The organism is Bacteroides sp. RCH18 (assembly GCF_058231005.1).
Window position 1 is genome coordinate 1,550,405 of the sequence record NZ_JBIPTC010000002.1, and the last position, 17,104, is coordinate 1,567,508.

The window sequence follows — 17,104 nt, forward strand, 5'->3', positions numbered from 1 at the left end:
GTTTTACCCTAATGACCCACTCAGGGCGTTTCTCCCCTGAGAACCCAGAGCAAAGAGTGACCCTCTCTTTGCAATCTCCGCTTATGGGTTGCACCCCTAAGAACCCCATGCGTTTACGGACAGCGGAAAAGCAAACAATAAAGTACAAACCAAAAAACAAGTATCTATGGCAACAAAATCAAGCATACATATCAAGCCCTGCAACATCGCATCGAGCGAGGCTCACAACAGGAGGACTGCCGAATACATGCGCCACATCGGAGAGTCCAGAATCTATGTCGTTCCTGAACTATCCACCGATAACGAACAGTGGATAAATCCCGACTTCGGCAGTCCGGATTTGCGGATGCATTATGACAATATCAGACAGATGGTAAAGGAAAAGACCGGACGTGCCATGCAGGAAAAGGAGCGTGAACGCAAAGGCAAGAACGGTAAAATAGTCAAGATTGCGGGATGCTCCCCCATACGTGAAGGAGTGCTGCTTGTCAGGTCGGACACCACACTGGCAGACGTGCGTAAATTCGGTGAGGAGTGTCAAAGACGCTGGGGAATCACACCGCTGCAAATCTTCCTGCACAAGGATGAAGGGCATTGGCTGAACGGTCAGCCGGAAGCGGAAGACAGGGAAAGCTTCAAAGTCGGGGACAGATGGTTCAAGCCGAACTATCATGCCCATATCGTTTTCGACTGGATGAACCACGAAACAGGAAAGAGCCGAAAGCTCAATGACGATGACATGATGCAGATGCAGACCCTTGCATCCGACATCCTGCTGATGGAACGCGGGCAGTCAAAGGCTGTCACTGGTAAGGAGCATCTGGAACGGAACGACTTTATCATTGAGAAGCAGAAAGCTGAACTGCAACGCATGGATGCAGCCAAACGGCACAAAGAAGAACAGATAAATCTTGCCGAGCAGGAACTGAAACAGGTGAAATCAGAAATACGCACTGACAAGTTAAAGAAGACAGCCACCACGGCAGCGACAGCCATAACTAGTGGAGTTGCTTCTCTTTTCGGGAGTGGAAAACTGAAAGAACTGGAACGTGCCAACGAAAAACTGCAAGACGAGGTTTCAAAACGGAACACCAATATTGAAAAATTGCAGAGCCAAGTACAGCAGATGCAGAAACAGCATGATACGCAAATCCACAATCTCAGAGAAATGCACAGGCAGGAACTTGACATGAAAGAAAAAGAACTGTCACGGCTCGCCAGAATCATAGACAAGGCTTTCAGGTGGTTTCCGATGTTCAGGGAAATGCTGCGCATGGAAAAGTTTTGTGCCATGCTGGGATTCTCTAAAGAAATGACTGAAAGTCTTATAGTCAAAAAAGAAGCCCTGAAATGTAGCGGTAAAATCTATTCCGAGCAACACAGGCGGAACTTTGATATAAAGGATGATATTTTAAGGGTGGAAAATGACCCTGACGATGAAAGCAGGCTGAACCTGACAATAAACAGGAAGCCGATTGCCGACTGGTTCAGGGAGCAATGGCACAGGCTTAGATATGGAGCAAGAGTGCCGCAACAGGAAGAAAGAAAAAGTAGAGGATTCAAATTATAATAGAAGCAATTTGATTAGTAATCTAAAAGCACTCCGATAACGATTAGAGTGCTTTTAGATTGTTTATCATTAATTATCAAAGCAAGTGCAGTTTAAGATTTTACTGAAGTTTGCATTAATAAAGAATATACTACAGCTGATATATGCGCAACATATTGTGACGCTTGTGATTCATTTCCCTTGAAATCCTTAACAAATACCGCTAAGGTATAACTGATATTATTAGGCAGACATATATAGGCAACATCATTGTGAGCTGCAAGAACACCATTTTCATTAACATTACCTGAACCTGTCTTATGCGCTATAACAACCCCTTCTTTATCAAGAAGTGGAGCTGCTATCCTATCTACACCTGTTTTGCATTCTTTTAACGTATTCTTAATGAAACTTTGTTTCTCATCATCGATAAGACCTTCAGTAAACAAACGATTCATCAACATTGCAGCACCAAGAGGAGATGTATAGTTAGAGTAAGCCTTGTTATGGTCAGCCGACATTTCCTCTTCCGTATAAGCTATCTGAAAACTTGAACGAGGAATGAGTGTGGCTATAAAACTATCTGTTTGAGCGACATTAACCATATCCTTAAACATAAGGTTGCTTGCATTGTTGTCACTCTGAGTAAGAGTATAACGCAGCAAATCTCTCACTGTCAATGATATGACTGGCCCTGAATAATCTTTCAGCATAGGACTCCAAGTCTTTGGGTCAAGTTTATCCCTATTTATATTTACTAAGGTATCAAGTGAAATTCCTTTATTGTCAAAGTCATTACAAAGAGCTAATGCCTGATGAACCTTAAACACACTCATCATAGGATAAACACTCTTATTATTGACCTTAACCGTATCTCTGTTATTAACAATAACCGCCACACCAATTTCGCCAGGACAAGCTGAGACAATTTGAGAAATGCTATCAGTCAAAACATTTGTTAAAGGAGGATTTGCGCTATCTTTTGTCGCTGATTTATGGAACAATGAAAATACCAAGATGAAAATGCAAACTAAAGCTATACTCAAAACTACGATTTGTTTTTTTCTGTTTTTTTCCATGTTTATATTATTTATATTTGTTTGACGAGAATATCTTTATTTGCCGACAAAGGTACATAACTTTACGGAAAAATACATAACTTTACGGAAAAATATGTTTCTAAAATATATAAATAGACAGCTGTGGGGAAAATGTGGGGAAAAATTAGATAATTAAAAAGGCTAAATGACTGAAAATAATCACTTAGCCTTTTAATCCGTACCCAGACCCGTACTTCGTAATTGCTGCGCCCATCATTCAAGACTGTCAAATCGGGTCTTTCCTGTCAAGCCAATGATGCCTATGCGTATGCCAAACACATGGATTACGGATTTCTCGTTCCGTGAACAAACACTTTATCCGCAACTCTGCTATGTGGTGTATTGGCTTAACTCCATTTCTATGGGCAACACTTTTGTTGCAGATTTCAAGCAGCTTTTATCGAAATACCCATCAGTAAGAACTCGTTTATTAGGCTTTCCTCATAATTGGGAACAAGAGCCTTTGTGGAGATAAAATAATTGCCCTGTTTCTTAAAAAGCACTGGGGCAAACCAGCTCCGTCTTTAATTGTTTCCAATAAATGGATTGTTTCAAGCCCCTATAGAAAGAGAACAAAAATTCCTGTGTGAAAATTAATCTACGACAAGGAGCAAGCAAGGAGCAATATCAAACAAAAATCAATACCTTTGCAGTACATATGAGATAGACCAAAACAAAAGTGGAATATCGGAAACGAATAGCAAGGAAAAGAGAAGAAACGACCCAAGTTGATGTCCTTTTTGAGTTAATAATCAATAAAAGCGTTAAATCTTCACCTTTTAGAATGTGCAATTAAAAATAACAACCATATTTCTGACTTATTATCTATAAAATATTGAGTAATAATCGGTTGTAAATACGATGTCTGTTGATGGAGTTTTGTTTAGTAAGGATATGGCTAAACTTTGGAAATTTCCGGAAGGTAAGTCTTTGAGCTATTCCATACCTTATGGGGTGACATTTATTGATGGTGAGGCTTTTAGTACAAGTTGTTATGATTCTAGTTTAATTTCTGTTGAAATTCCAGAAAGTGTTGCCGAGATAGATAATGGAGCATTTTCTAGATGTGCTAAATTGGTAACAATAACTTTGCCTAGTAGTTTAATGTTAATAGGCAATCAAGCATTTGCTTTTTGTCTCGGATTAAAGGAAATACATTGTAAAAAGGGACCAAATCCTCCGAGATTGGGACAATGGGTGTTTAGGGATGTGGATAAAAAAAATGTATTTTATATGTCCCTAAAAAATCTTCATTTATTTATCAAAATACAAATGAATGGAAAGATTTTAAAAATATAATTGAAGAATGATTTAATTTATTATCTGAAATATGTTTTATGTATAATGTGATTTGACTAATTATTTTTTTTCAATATAATGTATTCTGGATTAATAATGAAATATTGTGATGATTGCTTTAGGCATAATATGTAAACGAGATTCATTGGAAGTTTGTTTAATGGCTATTTATTTGAGTTGCTAATTTTAAAAAATAAAGATATGAAAGCATTTGGAATTACTTGTCAATTAGTGTTATTATTAATGTGCGTAACTGCATGTAGCAAATACGACGATGGTGAATTATGGGATAGAGTTAATTCTTTAGATGACAGAGTGACCTCTATTGAGAACCGATTGAAAGCATTGAATAATGATATTACATCAATTAGTGCTTTAGTAGGGGGACTTCAAAATAGGTTATATCTAACTAATGTTACTACATTGGGAGATGGCTATACACTCACATTTTCAGATGGTTCTCATATCACGGTTTCAGATGGAAAAGATGGAGTTGATGGAAAGGATGCTCCAGTGATCAATGTTCGTTATTATAATGGCAAATACTATTGGGTGCAAACTATTAATGGTGAAACAACATGGCTTAATGATAGTGATGGAAACAAGATTCCTGCGTCAGGAACGGATGCTATCACGCCACTATTGAAAGTAGACTCTGATGGATATTGGATCATAAGCTATGATAAAGGTTATACTTATTCCAAATTGCTTGACGAATACGGGAAGGCAGTTAAAGCTTCTGGAATGGATGGTGATTCATTTTTTGAATCTGTAGAGGCAACGGAAGATGAACTCAGATTAATACTCAAAGAGGGAACAGAAATAGTTATTCCTTTGGGAGAACAATCACTTTATAAAGCTGTAAATTTAGGACTTAGTGTGAGGTGGGCTTCATTTAATTTGGGAGCAATGACATCTTCGGAGAAAGGTGGCTATTTTCTATGGGGAGATGTTGATAATGTAGGAGTTATGCCTGATTATCAGGCTCCTAATATTGATAATATCTGTGGAAGCAAATATGACATAGCACGTGCAATGTGGGGAGGCTCATGGAGATTGCCCAATAAGGCTGAGCAAATAGATTTGATTAAGAAATGTACATGGACAAGAGCAACAATAAACGGAGTCAGTGGTATGAAAGTAACAGGTAGTAACGGAAATAGCATCTTTTTACCCTCTACGGGTTATATGCTTCCGGCAAGTGGACCAGCAGGAGCTACACAGCTAGTGGACGAGAATAGTGGTTATTATTGGGTTGGAGAATCTTACGGTGATACTTATGGACGTTTTGGCTATGTTTTCTATTATAATTCTACAAGTTATTATTATAATGCTAGTTGGAATGCAAGTATGATTAAAATGGCAATTAGACCTGTTAAAGAGTAATTTTTATTTCAGAATTACATTTCTTCCATTAATCCTTTAGTAATCCAAAGATATCTTTAGATTGCTAAAGGATTGATTCGTGTTCTTTTTTAGAATAATCTATCAATTATATGCAAAATACACATATCTTTGTATACATCAAGAACGTGGTATGAGAAGATATATATGGTAGATTATAAATTACAGCGTTTTCTAGATGCCCAGCAAGGTGTTTATAACCAAGCACTTGCAGAAGTGAAAAATGGGAAAAAATATTCTCATTGGATTTGGTACATATTTCCTCAGTTAAAAGGACTGGGGATGAGCTATAATTCTCAGTATTATGGAATTTGTGGTAAAGAGGAGGCCGAAGCATATCTTGCTCATCCCATTTTGGGAGTGAGACTCCGTGAAATAACAACAGTATTTTTGCAACTGAAAGGTAAGACTGCGGTAGATGTATTCGGAGGATTGGACGCAATGAAAGTGCTGTCGTGTATGACACTTTTTAATGAAGTTGCTTCTGATGATTTATTTCAGAAGGTAATTGATCTGTATTTTCAAGGCAGGCCGGATGAGACAACAAAGAAAATACTAAATAAATATTAGAACTGATACTTATGGGCTGTTTAATGAATTTGTTATGGTTATTACTTGGCGGTATTTTTACGGCAGTGGAGTACTTAATCTCAAGTATATTGATGATGCTTACAATTGTAGGTATACCTTTCGGTATGCAAACATTGAAGTTGGCAGGACTTGCTTTGTGGCCTTTTGGAAAAGAAGTAAGGAGTGGTGGGCGTTCAAGCGGATGCCTTTATATACTGATGAATGTTTTATGGATATTTTGGGGTGGTATTTGGATTTGTTTGTCACATCTGGTTTTTGGAGCTGTCCTATGTATCACCATCATTGGGATACCCTTTGGTTTGCAGCACTTTAAGTTGGCTGCGTTAGCATTATCACCATTTGGAAAGGACATCGTAGGAGCATAATGTAACAATAAGAGAAGTGACTATAACAAAAAGTTATAATACATAATTAGAAACAATTGGTTTGTCTTGATTGTTTGCCGTACCTTTGCACCCGCAAAATTATAAAAAGATAAAAAAATGATTTCAACCGCTACAAAAACGTTGCAAACCAACAACAAGACAATTTACGTTGCAATACTTTCTACTTTAACTTTTTTCTTATTTTTAGATTATATTCCTGGTTTACAAGCATGGTCCGCATGGGTGACTCCTCCGGTAGCTTTGTTTCTCGGACTTATTTTCGCATTAACCTGCGGACAGGCACATCCCAAATTTAATAAAAAGACATCTAAATATTTGCTGCAATATTCTGTAGTAGGATTGGGATTCGGTATGAATCTTCAGTCGGCTTTGGCATCCGGTAAAGAAGGGATGGAGTTTACTGTTATTTCTGTGGTAGGCACGTTGCTCATCGGCTGGTTTATTGGTCGTAAAATCTTCAAGATAGACAGAAATACTTCCTATCTGATTAGTTCGGGAACTGCTATCTGTGGTGGTAGTGCTATTGCGGCAGTAGGGCCGGTGCTGAGGGCCAAAGACAGTGAAATGTCTGTGGCATTGGGAACGATTTTTATTCTGAATGCTATTGCACTTTTTATCTTCCCGGCTATCGGACATGCTTTGGATATGACCGAACATCAGTTTGGCACATGGGCTGCCATTGCTATTCATGATACCAGTTCTGTGGTGGGAGCAGGCGCTGCTTATGGTGAAGAAGCACTGAAGGTTGCTACAACTATCAAGTTGACCCGTGCTCTTTGGATCATACCAATGGCATTCGCCACTTCTTTTATATTTAAAAGTAAAGGGCAGAAGATAAGTATTCCCTGGTTTATTTTCTTCTTTATTCTGGCTATGATTGCGAATACATATTTACTGAATGGCGTGCCACAGTTGGGTGCTGCCATCAATGGAATTGCACGCAAGACATTGACTATTACCATGTTTTTTATAGGCGCTTCCCTTTCTTTGGATGTTCTAAGATCTGTCGGTGTCAAACCTTTGATCCAAGGCGTTTTGTTATGGGTGGTCATAAGTTTAAGTACATTAGCCTATATCTATTTCGTGTAAAAAGTGAAAGAAATGTCCCCTATCTGAATCCTCGCAATACAATTCAGATAGGGGACATTTCTTATGTTTAAGCTAAAAATAAGCTGTCTCAAAACATCGAATGAGACAGCTTATATTATTTATAGTTGAATCGGTTGAGACAACTTATTCTTTATTCAAGGCTTCGAAGATCAATCCTTCTAATTCTTCAGCAAGTTCGGGATTATCTTTGATACATACCTTGGCTGCATCACGTCCTTGACCCAGTTTAGTGTCATTGTAGCTATACCATGAACCGCTCTTTTTGATGATTCCCAGTTCTGCGCCCAAATCGATGATTTCTCCGGAGTGAGAAATACCTTCACCGAACATGATGTCAAATTCTGCTTTGCGGAAAGGGGGTGCTACTTTGTTCTTCACCACTTTCACCTTAGTCAGTTTACCAAGAACTTCTTCACCATCTTTGATTGGCTGGCTGCCACGGATATCTATACGTACAGAAGCGTAGAACTTCAATGCGTTACCACCTGTCGTTGTTTCCGGATTACCGAACATGACGCCAATCTTTTCACGGAGCTGGTTGATAAAGATACAAGTCGTACGTGTTTTGCTGACTGTACCGGTCAATTTACGCAAAGCCTGTGACATCAGACGTGCCTGCAAACCTACCTTATTGTCACCCATGTCGCCTTCAATTTCTGCTTTCGGAGTTAATGCTGCTACGGAGTCAATAACAATAATATCAATAGCGGAAGAACGGATTAACTGTTCGGCTATTTCCAAAGCCTGCTCTCCGTTGTCCGGTTGAGAAATCCAGAGATTGTCTACATCCACGCCTAATTTCGCTGCATAGAAGCGGTCGAAGGCATGCTCGGCATCAATAAAAGCGGCGATACCACCGGTTTTTTGTGCTTCGGCAATGGCGTGAATAGCCAAAGTCGTTTTACCGGATGATTCCGGACCATAGATTTCGATGATTCTTCCCCTAGGATATCCTCCTACGCCAAGTGCTACGTTTAAAGCAATGGAGCCGGTAGGAATCACTTCCACTTGTTCAACACTATTATCACCCATTTTCATGATAGAACCTTTACCGAAGTTCTTTTCTATCTTTTCCATGGTAGCCTGTAAGGCTTTCAGTTTTTCGCTTGATGCCATTTTATTATCTGTTTCAAAATTAAGTTCGTCTTTCTTTGCCATACCTTATTCTTATAATTAATGGATTTATTGATTTAAAATCTGTGAGGCATGCTCTTTGGTTTTCACTTCTTTGGGAGTGATAATCCGTTCTATGACTCCTTCTTCATTGATCAGGAAAGTAGTGCGGAAGGTGCCCATATAGGCACGTCCATACAGCTTTTTCTCTCCCCATACACCAAATTCTTCTACTAACTTTTTGTCCGTATCGGCTATCAGTGTAAAAGGAAGATTATTCTTATCGATGAATTTTTGGTGCGACTTCTCGCTGTCTACGCTGACACCGATTACTTCGTAACCGGCTTTACGCAGTTCGGAATAGTTGTCGCGCAGACTGCATGCCTGTGCCGTGCAGCCCGATGTGCTGTCTTTCGGATAGAAATACAGTACTATCTTTTTTCCTTTATAAGCACTCAGTCGGATCTCTTCACCTTTTTCATTGATGCCTAATACTTCCGGTGCTTTATCTCCTATATTCTTCATTCGACTCGTTCTATTATAGTTCCAGATCTTTATCAAACACTTCATGCCAAGGCAGTCCCTGCTTATTGAGCTGTTCCATGAACGGGTCCGGATTAAATTCTTCTACGTTGTTTACACCCGGACGTTGCCATTCGCCTTTGAAGAACATCATGGCACCGATCATAGCCGGAACACCGGTGGTGTAGCTGACTCCCTGCATACCTGTTTCCTTGTAAGCCTCCTGATGGCTGCAGTTGTTGTAGACATAGTAAGTACGTTCTTTTCCGTCTTTGATGCCACGGATACGGCAACCGATAGAGGTTTCACCTTCATAGTTCTCACCTAAATCCTGTGGATTGGGCAATACTGCTTTCAAGAATTGTAATGGTACGATTTTAGTTCCGTTATAATCAACTTCATCGATACGGGCCATGCCGATATTCTGAATCACGCGTAAGTGAGTCAGATATTCTTGTCCGAAAGTCATCCAAAAACGGGCACGCTTGATTGTCGGGAAATGCTTGACCAACGATTCCAGTTCTTCATGATAAAGAAGATAGGAATCACGTGGACCGATATTAGGATAAGTCAGATCTTTGTGAATTTCCAGCGGACCGGTTGTCACCCATTGACCATTCTCATAATAACGTCCGTTCTGAGTAATTTCGCGGATATTGATTTCCGGATTAAAATTGGTGGCAAATGCTTTATGATGATTTCCTGCATTACAGTCTACGATATCCAGATATTGGATTTCGTCAAAATAATGTTTGGCTGCATAGGCTGTGTAGATTCCACTGACTCCCGGATCGAAACCGCAACCAAGAATGGCAGTCAGACCTGCTTCCTTGAAACGGTCGTGGTAAGCCCATTGCCAGCTGTATTCAAAATGAGCTTCATCTTTCGGCTCATAGTTGGCTGTATCCAGGTAGTTGACACCCGCCTTCAGACAGGCTTCCATAATGGTAAGGTCCTGATAAGGAAGAGCAACGTTGATTACCATTTCCGGCTTAAAGTCATTGAATAAAGCTACCAGTTCATCTACATTATCCGCATCCACTTTGGCGGTTTTTATATTGGGATTGCCTATAGCTTTGACGATATTATCGCATTTCTCCTTTGTACGGCTGGCAATCATGATGTCTGTGAATACATCGGCATTTTGTGCCACTTTGTGTGCTACGACAGTACCAACACCGCCTGCACCGATAATAAGAACTCTACCCATTTCTTTTAATTAATAAATTATAAATCAAAAATTAAGATTTTAGAATTGTTAGCTTGGCAAATATACGTGATTATTTTCAGATAATCACCGCGTCGCTACTCCTTTTTATTTGAAACGTTGCAAGATGCCACTCTCAAATTCCAGCGTTTTTCCGTTGTAGAACCAAGTTTCGAAACGACTGTCTTTTTTTAACTGTATTTCTACAGGATCACCTATTGACAGACGACATTCGTCGGTGTTCATACCTTCTTCCAAATCACCCCGTGCGATGATTGCCCAACGTTTATCTGTGATAGCCGGATACTTCTGATGGATGTCTCCAAATCCGAAAAGGTCTTCAATATAATTCTCGTTTTTGACGATAACGTCATATTTCAAGTCAACCTCTGTTTCATAAAGTGATCCATGCCGATCCTCCAGTGAGAGGATAACCAGACTTCCCGGACCGGAGATTTTTATTTCTTTTATTTTCAAAACAGTGTAGCGAGGCAAATGTATGCGGTTTTCCATTTGCTTGTTTTCAAGGCTGAAGACTCTTTTTACAGCCAATGTCCGTTTCGGATAGACGGTCAGATCAATATATTTGTCTTTCAAGGTTTCCAGATTTCCGGACTTTTTGCTACTGAAACTGATGGCGTTGGAAAAATATCTCATTTTCTTTTCAGCTTGGAAATCGCTCACGTCCATACCGGAATTAGTGCGGGAAAGAGCTACTTCCAGATAATAGGAATGTCCCTGCGAATCCTGAAATATGATTTTCACGGGATATGACTGACTGCCAACTCCTATGGCGGTAATGGTTGCTTCGGTGTTGACCGGAATAGACACTTCCCGATATCCGGAGTAACTATTGGCGTCGTCCACCCGTGCCATATCGGACTGAACATATATCTTTCTGCCTGTCAGCAATTCTTTTGCCGTGTCTACGTCTTTCAGATTAACTAATCCGTTGATATAGGCACGGGGATTCTTTTCGCAAATTTCATCCGGACGTGTATTTTTAATCTCATAATAATATTTTTCTCCGTCACATTCGAAGAGGAGTCGAGTGGAATAGCTCATGTCATTTGATAGTTCTTGAGATTTTTCTTCATATCCGGCGAAAGTAAGAATCTTGTGTTTCAGAACGCTGTTGTCTGCCCCTTTTTCTGTCTCATACACCGAAAGGGTAGGGAGGAACATGTCACGTCCGGATGGAATAAACATGAATTTCATTCCGGGTGTCCATTTACATAAAAGTTGCAGTGGGAAGTTCTCTTTTATGAACTGTTCTTCTTCACTTAGAGGGTCTTCCTGATTGGAAATAGTAGTGACAAGATAATCATTTTGCGCTGTGATATGAGAGGTACCACAACCAAGCAGGATTAGAAATAGGACGATTGTTCTCATATTTATTTACTTTAGATGAACTATGTAATCTTATTGTTTGTTTTATAGATAATGGCAAATGTATGTATTTTATATCGCATTAGATGGTATTTCCCAATCTTTTTGATATCTTTGCCCCCGATTTTAACTTAAACGTTATAACAAAATGAAGAAAGTATTCGTTTCAATTTGCATTGCCAGCACAGTACTTGCAATGTTTTCATGCCGTTCGGTTGAGAAGGCAGTCCCATTGGCTTCAATCAATGGTGAGTGGAATATTATAGAAGTTAACGGCTCGAAAGTAACTCCGGGCGAAAGCAGAACCCTTCCCTTTATTACTTTTGATACAGCGACCGGAAGAGTATCCGGTAACAGCGGATGTAACCGTATGATGGGTAGCTTTGACGTGAATGCCAAGCCAGGCAGCATGGAGCTTAAGGGAATGGCTAGCACCAGAATGATGTGTCCGGACATGACTACCGAGAGAAATGTGTTAGGTGCGCTTGCACAGGTGAAAGGTTATAAGAAAGCCGGTAAGGATAAAATGTTTCTTTGCAATGAGTCCAATCGTCCGGTTGTAGTTCTTGAAAAAAAGGAGGCTGATGTGAAACTATCGGTATTGAACGGAGAATGGAAAATAAAGGAAGTGAATGGTGAAGCAATTCCTTCGGGAATGGAAAAGCAACCTTTCATTGCTTTTGATGTGAAAAAGAAAACACTTCATGGCAATGCCGGATGTAACTTGATTAATGGTGGTTTTGAAACTAGCACTACTAATACTAAATCAATCTCTTTCCCTGGGGTGGCTAGCACAATGATGGCTTGCCCTGATATGGAAGTGGAAGGTAAGATTCTGAAAGCAATGAATGAAGTGAAGTCGTTCGATAAACTTTCCGGTGGTGGAATCGGTTTGTATGACGCAAATAATGCGTTGGTGATTGTACTTGAAAAGTAAGATATACGTATTATATTAAATAGGTATGCCTGTGTCGCACATAACGATACAGGCATATTTTTTATTCCTTTATGATCTATTCTTTTGCTTTATTGAACCAGAGCTGTTTCCATTTGTTTAATGAGTCGATAGCTGTCTGGCTTCTATGTGACTTGACAGCAGTCATTTCGATTTAAAACTGTCGTTTTGGCAGAAAATATGTCACGTATTCGTCTGATTTCTTTTTGGCACATGGTTTGTTTTTTAATCAGCGTCCGTTTGAAAGCCCTTACAAAGAGAAAGAAAACAACCGGACAAAAAGAAATTGAATAATAATAAATAAAAAGAATAACGATCATGGGAAAAATTATTGGTATTGACTTAGGAACAACAAACTCTTGTGTTGCCGTATTTGAGGGCAACGAACCTGTAGTAATTGCAAACAGTGAAGGTAAGCGTACAACTCCTTCTGTGGTTGCATTTGTAGATGGCGGCGAACGTAAAGTAGGTGATCCTGCTAAACGTCAGGCTATTACTAACCCGACACGTACGATCTTCTCTATCAAACGTTTTATGGGTGAAAACTGGGATCAGGTGCAGAAAGAGGTTACACGTGTTCCTTATAAAGTAGTGAAAGGTGACAACAACACTCCGCGTGTAGATATTGACGGTCGTCTGTACACTCCGCAAGAAATCTCTGCAATGATTCTTCAGAAGATGAAGAAGACTGCTGAAGATTATCTGGGACAAGAAGTTACAGAAGCTGTTATCACCGTTCCTGCATATTTCTCCGATTCTCAACGTCAGGCTACTAAAGAAGCCGGACAGATTGCAGGTCTGGAAGTAAAACGTATTGTTAACGAACCGACAGCTGCAGCTCTTGCATACGGTCTGGACAAGGCTCACAAAGATATGAAGATTGCTGTATTCGACCTTGGTGGTGGTACTTTTGATATCTCTATCCTCGAATTCGGTGGTGGTGTATTCGAAGTTCTTTCTACTAACGGTGATACTCACTTGGGTGGTGATGACTTCGACCAGGTAATCATCAACTGGCTGGTACAGGAATTCAAAAACGACGAAGGTGCTGATTTGACTCAGGATCCAATGGCTTTGCAACGTCTGAAAGAAGCTGCTGAAAAGGCTAAGATTGAACTTTCTTCTTCAACAAGCACAGAAATCAACTTGCCGTACATTATGCCGGTAAACGGTGTGCCCAAGCACTTGGTGAAGACTTTGACTCGTGCAAAATTCGAATCATTGGCTCACGGATTGATTCAGGCTTGTCTGGAACCATGTAAGAAAGCAATGAGCGACGCTGGTTTGAGCAACTCCGATATTGATGAAGTAATCCTTGTAGGTGGTTCTTCCCGTATCCCTGCCGTACAGAAATTGGTAGAAGATTTCTTCGGAAAGACTCCTTCTAAAGGCGTGAACCCGGATGAAGTAGTAGCTGTTGGTGCTGCTGTACAGGGTGCTGTTTTGACAGACGAAATCAAAGGTGTGGTATTGTTGGATGTTACTCCGTTGTCAATGGGTATTGAAACACTGGGTGGTGTGATGACGAAATTGATTGATGCTAATACAACAATTCCGGCTCGTAAGAGTGAGACCTTCTCTACTGCTGCCGATAATCAGAGTGAAGTAACTATTCATGTATTGCAGGGAGAACGTCCGATGGCTGCTCAGAATAAGTCAATTGGTCAGTTCAACTTGTCAGGTATCGCTCCGGCTCGTCGTGGTGTGCCTCAGATTGAGGTTACATTCGATATCGATGCAAACGGTATCTTGAAGGTATCTGCTAAGGATAAGGCTACAGGTAAAGAACAGGCAATCCGTATCGAAGCTTCCAGCGGTTTGAGCAAGGAAGAAATCGAAAAGATGAAGGCTGAAGCTGAAGCTAATGCAGAAGCAGACAAGAAAGAACGTGAAAAGATCGATAAACTGAATCAGGCTGACAGCGTGATTTTCCAGACAGAAAATCAGTTGAAGGAATTGGGTGATAAGTTGCCTGCTGATAAGAAAGCTCCGATTGAAGCTGCTTTGCAGAAACTGAAAGATGCTCATAAGTCTCAGGATTTAGCTGCTATTGATACAGCTATGGCAGAAATCAATACTGTTTTCCAAGCTGCAAGTGCTGAAATGTACGCTCAAGGCGGAGCTCAGGGTGGTGCACAGGCTGGTCCTGATATGGATGCAGGTCAGAATGCTGGTCAGGATAATAGCAAGCATGGTGACAATGTTCAGGATGCAGATTTTGAGGAAGTGAAGTAAGTATCGATAAATAACGATAACAATAAATAGGAATATAGGGTGTAACTCAATAAGTTACGCCCTATTTCTTTTTGTAGACTTTTCTTTGGCTTTGCTTATTTCTCGGATTTTTATCGTATATTTGTACCATAATTGTACCGACACTTAAAAGTAGATAATGTGACACTTACAAGAATGCCGGTATTGAGAATGAGGAATATAAGTAAAAAGTAGATTATGCCAGCAGCAAAATTTGAAATAAAACGGAAGTGCCAGATTTGTGGAGAAGAGTTTTTAGCCAAAACAATAGAATCTTGGTATTGCTCTCCCAAATGTTCCAAAATTGCATGGAAGCGACGCAAGGATGAAGAACAAAGATTGCAAAGGTTGGACGAAGTGGTTAAGAAGATACCCAAGTCCAAAGAGTACATCACGGTTCCTGAAGCATACGCATTGTTTGGCATAAGCAAGGAAACTCTTTATCGTTTGATTCGTAAGGGTACAATCCCCAGTGTAAATGCAGGAGAAAGACAGACATTACTATCAAAAGCAGAACTGATGAAACTCTATCCTCCACGCAAGAAAGCTCTCACAAAGCCGAAACCTGTTGCCAAACTATATAGTCTGGAGCCGAAAGATTGTTATACCATTGGAGAAATCACAGAGAAGTTTCTTGTGAATGAAAGTACAGTTTATCTCCACATACGCAAATACTCTATCCCTACCCGGCAGATTGGGAACTTTGTGTATGTACCCAAGAAAGAAATTGATAACTTATATAAAGGTGTGAAGCGATGAAGAAAGCATTAGTCAATACACGAGTGTCGGTAAAGCTCCGCAAATCTGAATATCGTGATGAATGGTATCTTTATGTGGAATCTTATCCTGTATTTCAATCCGGAAAAGATACGCCACAAAGAGTGCGTGAATATCTCAATCGTACCATTACAACACCTATTTGGGATAAGTCACGCAATGCAAGGACTAATGCCGAAGGCAAAACCACTTATAAGCCGAAGCGAGATTTGAACGGTGTCATTCAATGTAAGTCGCAATTAGACCAGGAATCATGTATCTATGCCGACAAGGTCAGAAGCCTACGACAAAAGGAATACGACAATGCAGCTTTATATGCCGATACCGATGCAGAACAGGCGGAGCAGTTGGAACGCTCCCGAAGTAATTTCATTGAGTACTTCGACCATGTGCAGCGAACAAGGCATGCCCATAGCTCTGATTCTATCATTGTCAACTGGAGGAGAGTGCATGAATTATTGAAGATTTTCGCAAAAGGTGACACCATTCTCTTTTCGCAAATAGACTTAAAGATGGTTGAATCGTTCCGGCAATTCATAATGAATGCCCCACAAGGAGGCACTAAACGAGGTACGATTTCTCAAAATACAGCAGCAACCTATTTCTCTATCTTCAAAGCCGGATTGAAACAGGCTTTTATAGACGGATATCTGACTATTGATATTTCTGCAAAAGTCAAAGGCATTCAAGAAAGGGAAAGCCGGAGAGAATATCTCACGGTAGAGGAATTGAACCGACTGGCTCAAACACCTTGTGACCCATTACTGAAACGTGCTGCCTTGTTCTCTGCTTTAACAGGAATCCGTCATTGCGACATTCAGAAGTTGAAGTGGTCGGAAGTGGAAATGTTCAATGGAGGCTATCGGTTGAATTTTACTCAGCAAAAGACAAAAGGAGTTGAATATATGCCTATATCAGAGCAAGCATATAATCTCTGTGGAGAGCCAAAAGAGGGTGAACTTTTGGTTTTTGCCGGACTTCCTGACCCTTCTTGGATAAACCGTCCTGTCAAAAAGTGGGTTGAAGCTGCCGGAATCACCAAACACATTACCTTCCATTGTTTTAGGCACAGCTACGCAACCCTGCAACTGGCTGGAGGAACTGATATTTATACGGTCAGCAAAATGTTGGGACATACAAATGTGCGAACAACACAGGTGTATGCAAAGGTTGTTGATGAAAAGAAAGAGAAAGCTACAGAAACTATTAAATTGGATTTATCTCAAACAAAATAACCATTATTATACTTTGTAAGTATAGCCATCTGCGTAAAATCTGCGTGGGTGGCTTTTTGTTTTTATCTATGGTCTTTTCTTCAGACCATCTTATGATTCCTTTATGATTGAAGACATTATCATAAAAATCTACTGCTGAATTCTCCACTATTCATGTTGATAATCAATGGGTAATCCTTATGATGATTATGTTTCGTTACTGCTTGTTTATGTG

15 protein-coding genes are annotated in these 17,104 nt (G+C 40.1%); 10 read left to right on the plus strand and 5 right to left on the minus strand.

What is annotated here, in order from left to right:
• Nucleotides 1-166 precede the first annotated feature (166 nt).
• Nucleotides 167-1,570 carry a hypothetical protein gene (locus tag ACHLI0_RS21345; RefSeq protein ID WP_004292734.1) on the plus strand — a complete coding sequence of 468 codons (1,404 nt, stop codon included), beginning with the start codon at nt 167-169 and terminating at the stop codon, nt 1,568-1,570.
• A 92-nt stretch (nt 1,571-1,662) separates the two neighbouring features.
• Here the strand turns inward: ACHLI0_RS21345 and ACHLI0_RS21350 are convergent, their stop codons facing one another.
• Complete coding sequence (locus tag ACHLI0_RS21350) at nt 1,663-2,628, minus strand: extended-spectrum class A beta-lactamase CfxA4 (RefSeq protein WP_057280848.1); 966 nt, start codon at nt 2,626-2,628, stop codon at nt 1,663-1,665.
• Nucleotides 2,629-3,543: 915 nt separating this feature from the next.
• Between ACHLI0_RS21350 and ACHLI0_RS21355 the strand changes: the two genes are divergently transcribed.
• From ACHLI0_RS21355 to ACHLI0_RS21375, 5 genes are all read left to right on the plus strand, one after another.
• On the plus strand, nt 3,544-3,948 hold the full coding sequence (locus ACHLI0_RS21355; RefSeq protein ID WP_490749992.1) for a leucine-rich repeat domain-containing protein: 405 nt from the start codon (nt 3,544-3,546) through the stop codon (nt 3,946-3,948).
• Nucleotides 3,949-4,149: 201 nt separating this feature from the next.
• Nucleotides 4,150-5,334, plus strand: coding sequence for a DUF4988 domain-containing protein (locus ACHLI0_RS21360; RefSeq protein WP_490749993.1), 1,185 nt, complete (start codon nt 4,150-4,152; stop codon nt 5,332-5,334).
• A gap of 165 nt (nt 5,335-5,499) precedes the next feature.
• Nucleotides 5,500-5,922, plus strand: a complete 423-nt coding sequence (locus ACHLI0_RS21365; RefSeq protein ID WP_490749994.1) for a DUF1810 domain-containing protein — start codon at nt 5,500-5,502, stop codon at nt 5,920-5,922.
• An 11-nt stretch (nt 5,923-5,933) separates the two neighbouring features.
• Nucleotides 5,934-6,308, plus strand: coding sequence for a YccF domain-containing protein (locus tag ACHLI0_RS21370; RefSeq protein ID WP_490749995.1), 375 nt, complete (start codon nt 5,934-5,936; stop codon nt 6,306-6,308).
• 117 nt (nt 6,309-6,425) lie between these two features.
• Nucleotides 6,426-7,418, plus strand: a complete 993-nt coding sequence (locus ACHLI0_RS21375) for a YeiH family protein (protein ID WP_225693970.1) — start codon at nt 6,426-6,428, stop codon at nt 7,416-7,418.
• 144 nt (nt 7,419-7,562) lie between these two features.
• Here the strand turns inward: ACHLI0_RS21375 and recA are convergent, their stop codons facing one another.
• From recA to ACHLI0_RS21395, 4 genes are all read right to left on the minus strand, one after another.
• A complete protein-coding gene (recA, locus tag ACHLI0_RS21380) occupies nt 7,563-8,597 on the minus strand; it encodes a recombinase RecA (protein ID WP_490749996.1) in 1,035 nt (344 codons plus the stop codon).
• Between the two features lie 24 nt (nt 8,598-8,621).
• Nucleotides 8,622-9,077 (minus strand): thioredoxin-dependent thiol peroxidase, encoded by a 456-nt coding sequence (bcp, locus tag ACHLI0_RS21385; RefSeq protein ID WP_490749997.1) that lies wholly within the window; start codon nt 9,075-9,077, stop codon nt 8,622-8,624.
• Nucleotides 9,078-9,090: 13 nt separating this feature from the next.
• On the minus strand, nt 9,091-10,284 hold the full coding sequence (locus tag ACHLI0_RS21390; protein ID WP_008764762.1) for a saccharopine dehydrogenase family protein: 1,194 nt from the start codon (nt 10,282-10,284) through the stop codon (nt 9,091-9,093).
• 105 nt (nt 10,285-10,389) lie between these two features.
• Complete coding sequence (locus ACHLI0_RS21395) at nt 10,390-11,673, minus strand: hypothetical protein (protein ID WP_234118827.1); 1,284 nt, start codon at nt 11,671-11,673, stop codon at nt 10,390-10,392.
• Nucleotides 11,674-11,818: 145 nt separating this feature from the next.
• On the opposite strand from ACHLI0_RS21395, the gene ACHLI0_RS21400 reads away from it, so the two are divergent.
• The 4 genes from ACHLI0_RS21400 (at nt 11,819) to ACHLI0_RS21415 (ending at nt 16,890) form a co-directional block, all read left to right on the plus strand.
• A complete protein-coding gene (locus ACHLI0_RS21400) occupies nt 11,819-12,607 on the plus strand; it encodes an META domain-containing protein (RefSeq protein ID WP_234118825.1) in 789 nt (262 codons plus the stop codon).
• A 336-nt stretch (nt 12,608-12,943) separates the two neighbouring features.
• Nucleotides 12,944-14,860: a molecular chaperone DnaK gene (dnaK, locus tag ACHLI0_RS21405; RefSeq protein WP_234118823.1), complete on the plus strand. Its 1,917-nt coding sequence runs from the start codon at nt 12,944-12,946 to the stop codon at nt 14,858-14,860.
• A gap of 216 nt (nt 14,861-15,076) precedes the next feature.
• Nucleotides 15,077-15,637, plus strand: a complete 561-nt coding sequence (locus ACHLI0_RS21410) for a helix-turn-helix transcriptional regulator (RefSeq protein WP_009038133.1) — start codon at nt 15,077-15,079, stop codon at nt 15,635-15,637.
• Entirely contained in the window at nt 15,634-16,890 is a 1,257-nt protein-coding gene (locus tag ACHLI0_RS21415; RefSeq protein WP_196053121.1) for a site-specific integrase, read from the plus strand. The genes ACHLI0_RS21410 and ACHLI0_RS21415 overlap by 4 nt, the downstream gene beginning before the upstream one ends.
• Nucleotides 16,891-17,104: the final 214 nt, after the last annotated feature.

Bases quoted from the DNA above. Each gene is read 5' to 3' on its own strand.
- ACHLI0_RS21345 (WP_004292734.1), top strand. From the start codon at position 167: ATGGCAACAAAATCAAGCATACATATCAAGCCCTGCAACATCGCATCG.
- ACHLI0_RS21350 (WP_057280848.1), bottom strand. From the start codon at position 2,628: ATGGAAAAAAACAGAAAAAAACAAATCGTAGTTTTGAGTATAGCTTTA.
- ACHLI0_RS21355 (WP_490749992.1), top strand. From the start codon at position 3,544: ATGGCTAAACTTTGGAAATTTCCGGAAGGTAAGTCTTTGAGCTATTCC.
- ACHLI0_RS21360 (WP_490749993.1), top strand. From the start codon at position 4,150: ATGAAAGCATTTGGAATTACTTGTCAATTAGTGTTATTATTAATGTGC.
- ACHLI0_RS21365 (WP_490749994.1), top strand. From the start codon at position 5,500: ATGGTAGATTATAAATTACAGCGTTTTCTAGATGCCCAGCAAGGTGTT.
- ACHLI0_RS21370 (WP_490749995.1), top strand. From the start codon at position 5,934: ATGGGCTGTTTAATGAATTTGTTATGGTTATTACTTGGCGGTATTTTT.
- ACHLI0_RS21375 (WP_225693970.1), top strand. From the start codon at position 6,426: ATGATTTCAACCGCTACAAAAACGTTGCAAACCAACAACAAGACAATT.
- recA (WP_490749996.1), bottom strand. From the start codon at position 8,597: ATGGCAAAGAAAGACGAACTTAATTTTGAAACAGATAATAAAATGGCA.
- bcp (WP_490749997.1), bottom strand. From the start codon at position 9,077: ATGAAGAATATAGGAGATAAAGCACCGGAAGTATTAGGCATCAATGAA.
- ACHLI0_RS21390 (WP_008764762.1), bottom strand. From the start codon at position 10,284: ATGGGTAGAGTTCTTATTATCGGTGCAGGCGGTGTTGGTACTGTCGTA.
- ACHLI0_RS21395 (WP_234118827.1), bottom strand. From the start codon at position 11,673: ATGAGAACAATCGTCCTATTTCTAATCCTGCTTGGTTGTGGTACCTCT.
- ACHLI0_RS21400 (WP_234118825.1), top strand. From the start codon at position 11,819: ATGAAGAAAGTATTCGTTTCAATTTGCATTGCCAGCACAGTACTTGCA.
- dnaK (WP_234118823.1), top strand. From the start codon at position 12,944: ATGGGAAAAATTATTGGTATTGACTTAGGAACAACAAACTCTTGTGTT.
- ACHLI0_RS21410 (WP_009038133.1), top strand. From the start codon at position 15,077: ATGCCAGCAGCAAAATTTGAAATAAAACGGAAGTGCCAGATTTGTGGA.
- ACHLI0_RS21415 (WP_196053121.1), top strand. From the start codon at position 15,634: ATGAAGAAAGCATTAGTCAATACACGAGTGTCGGTAAAGCTCCGCAAA.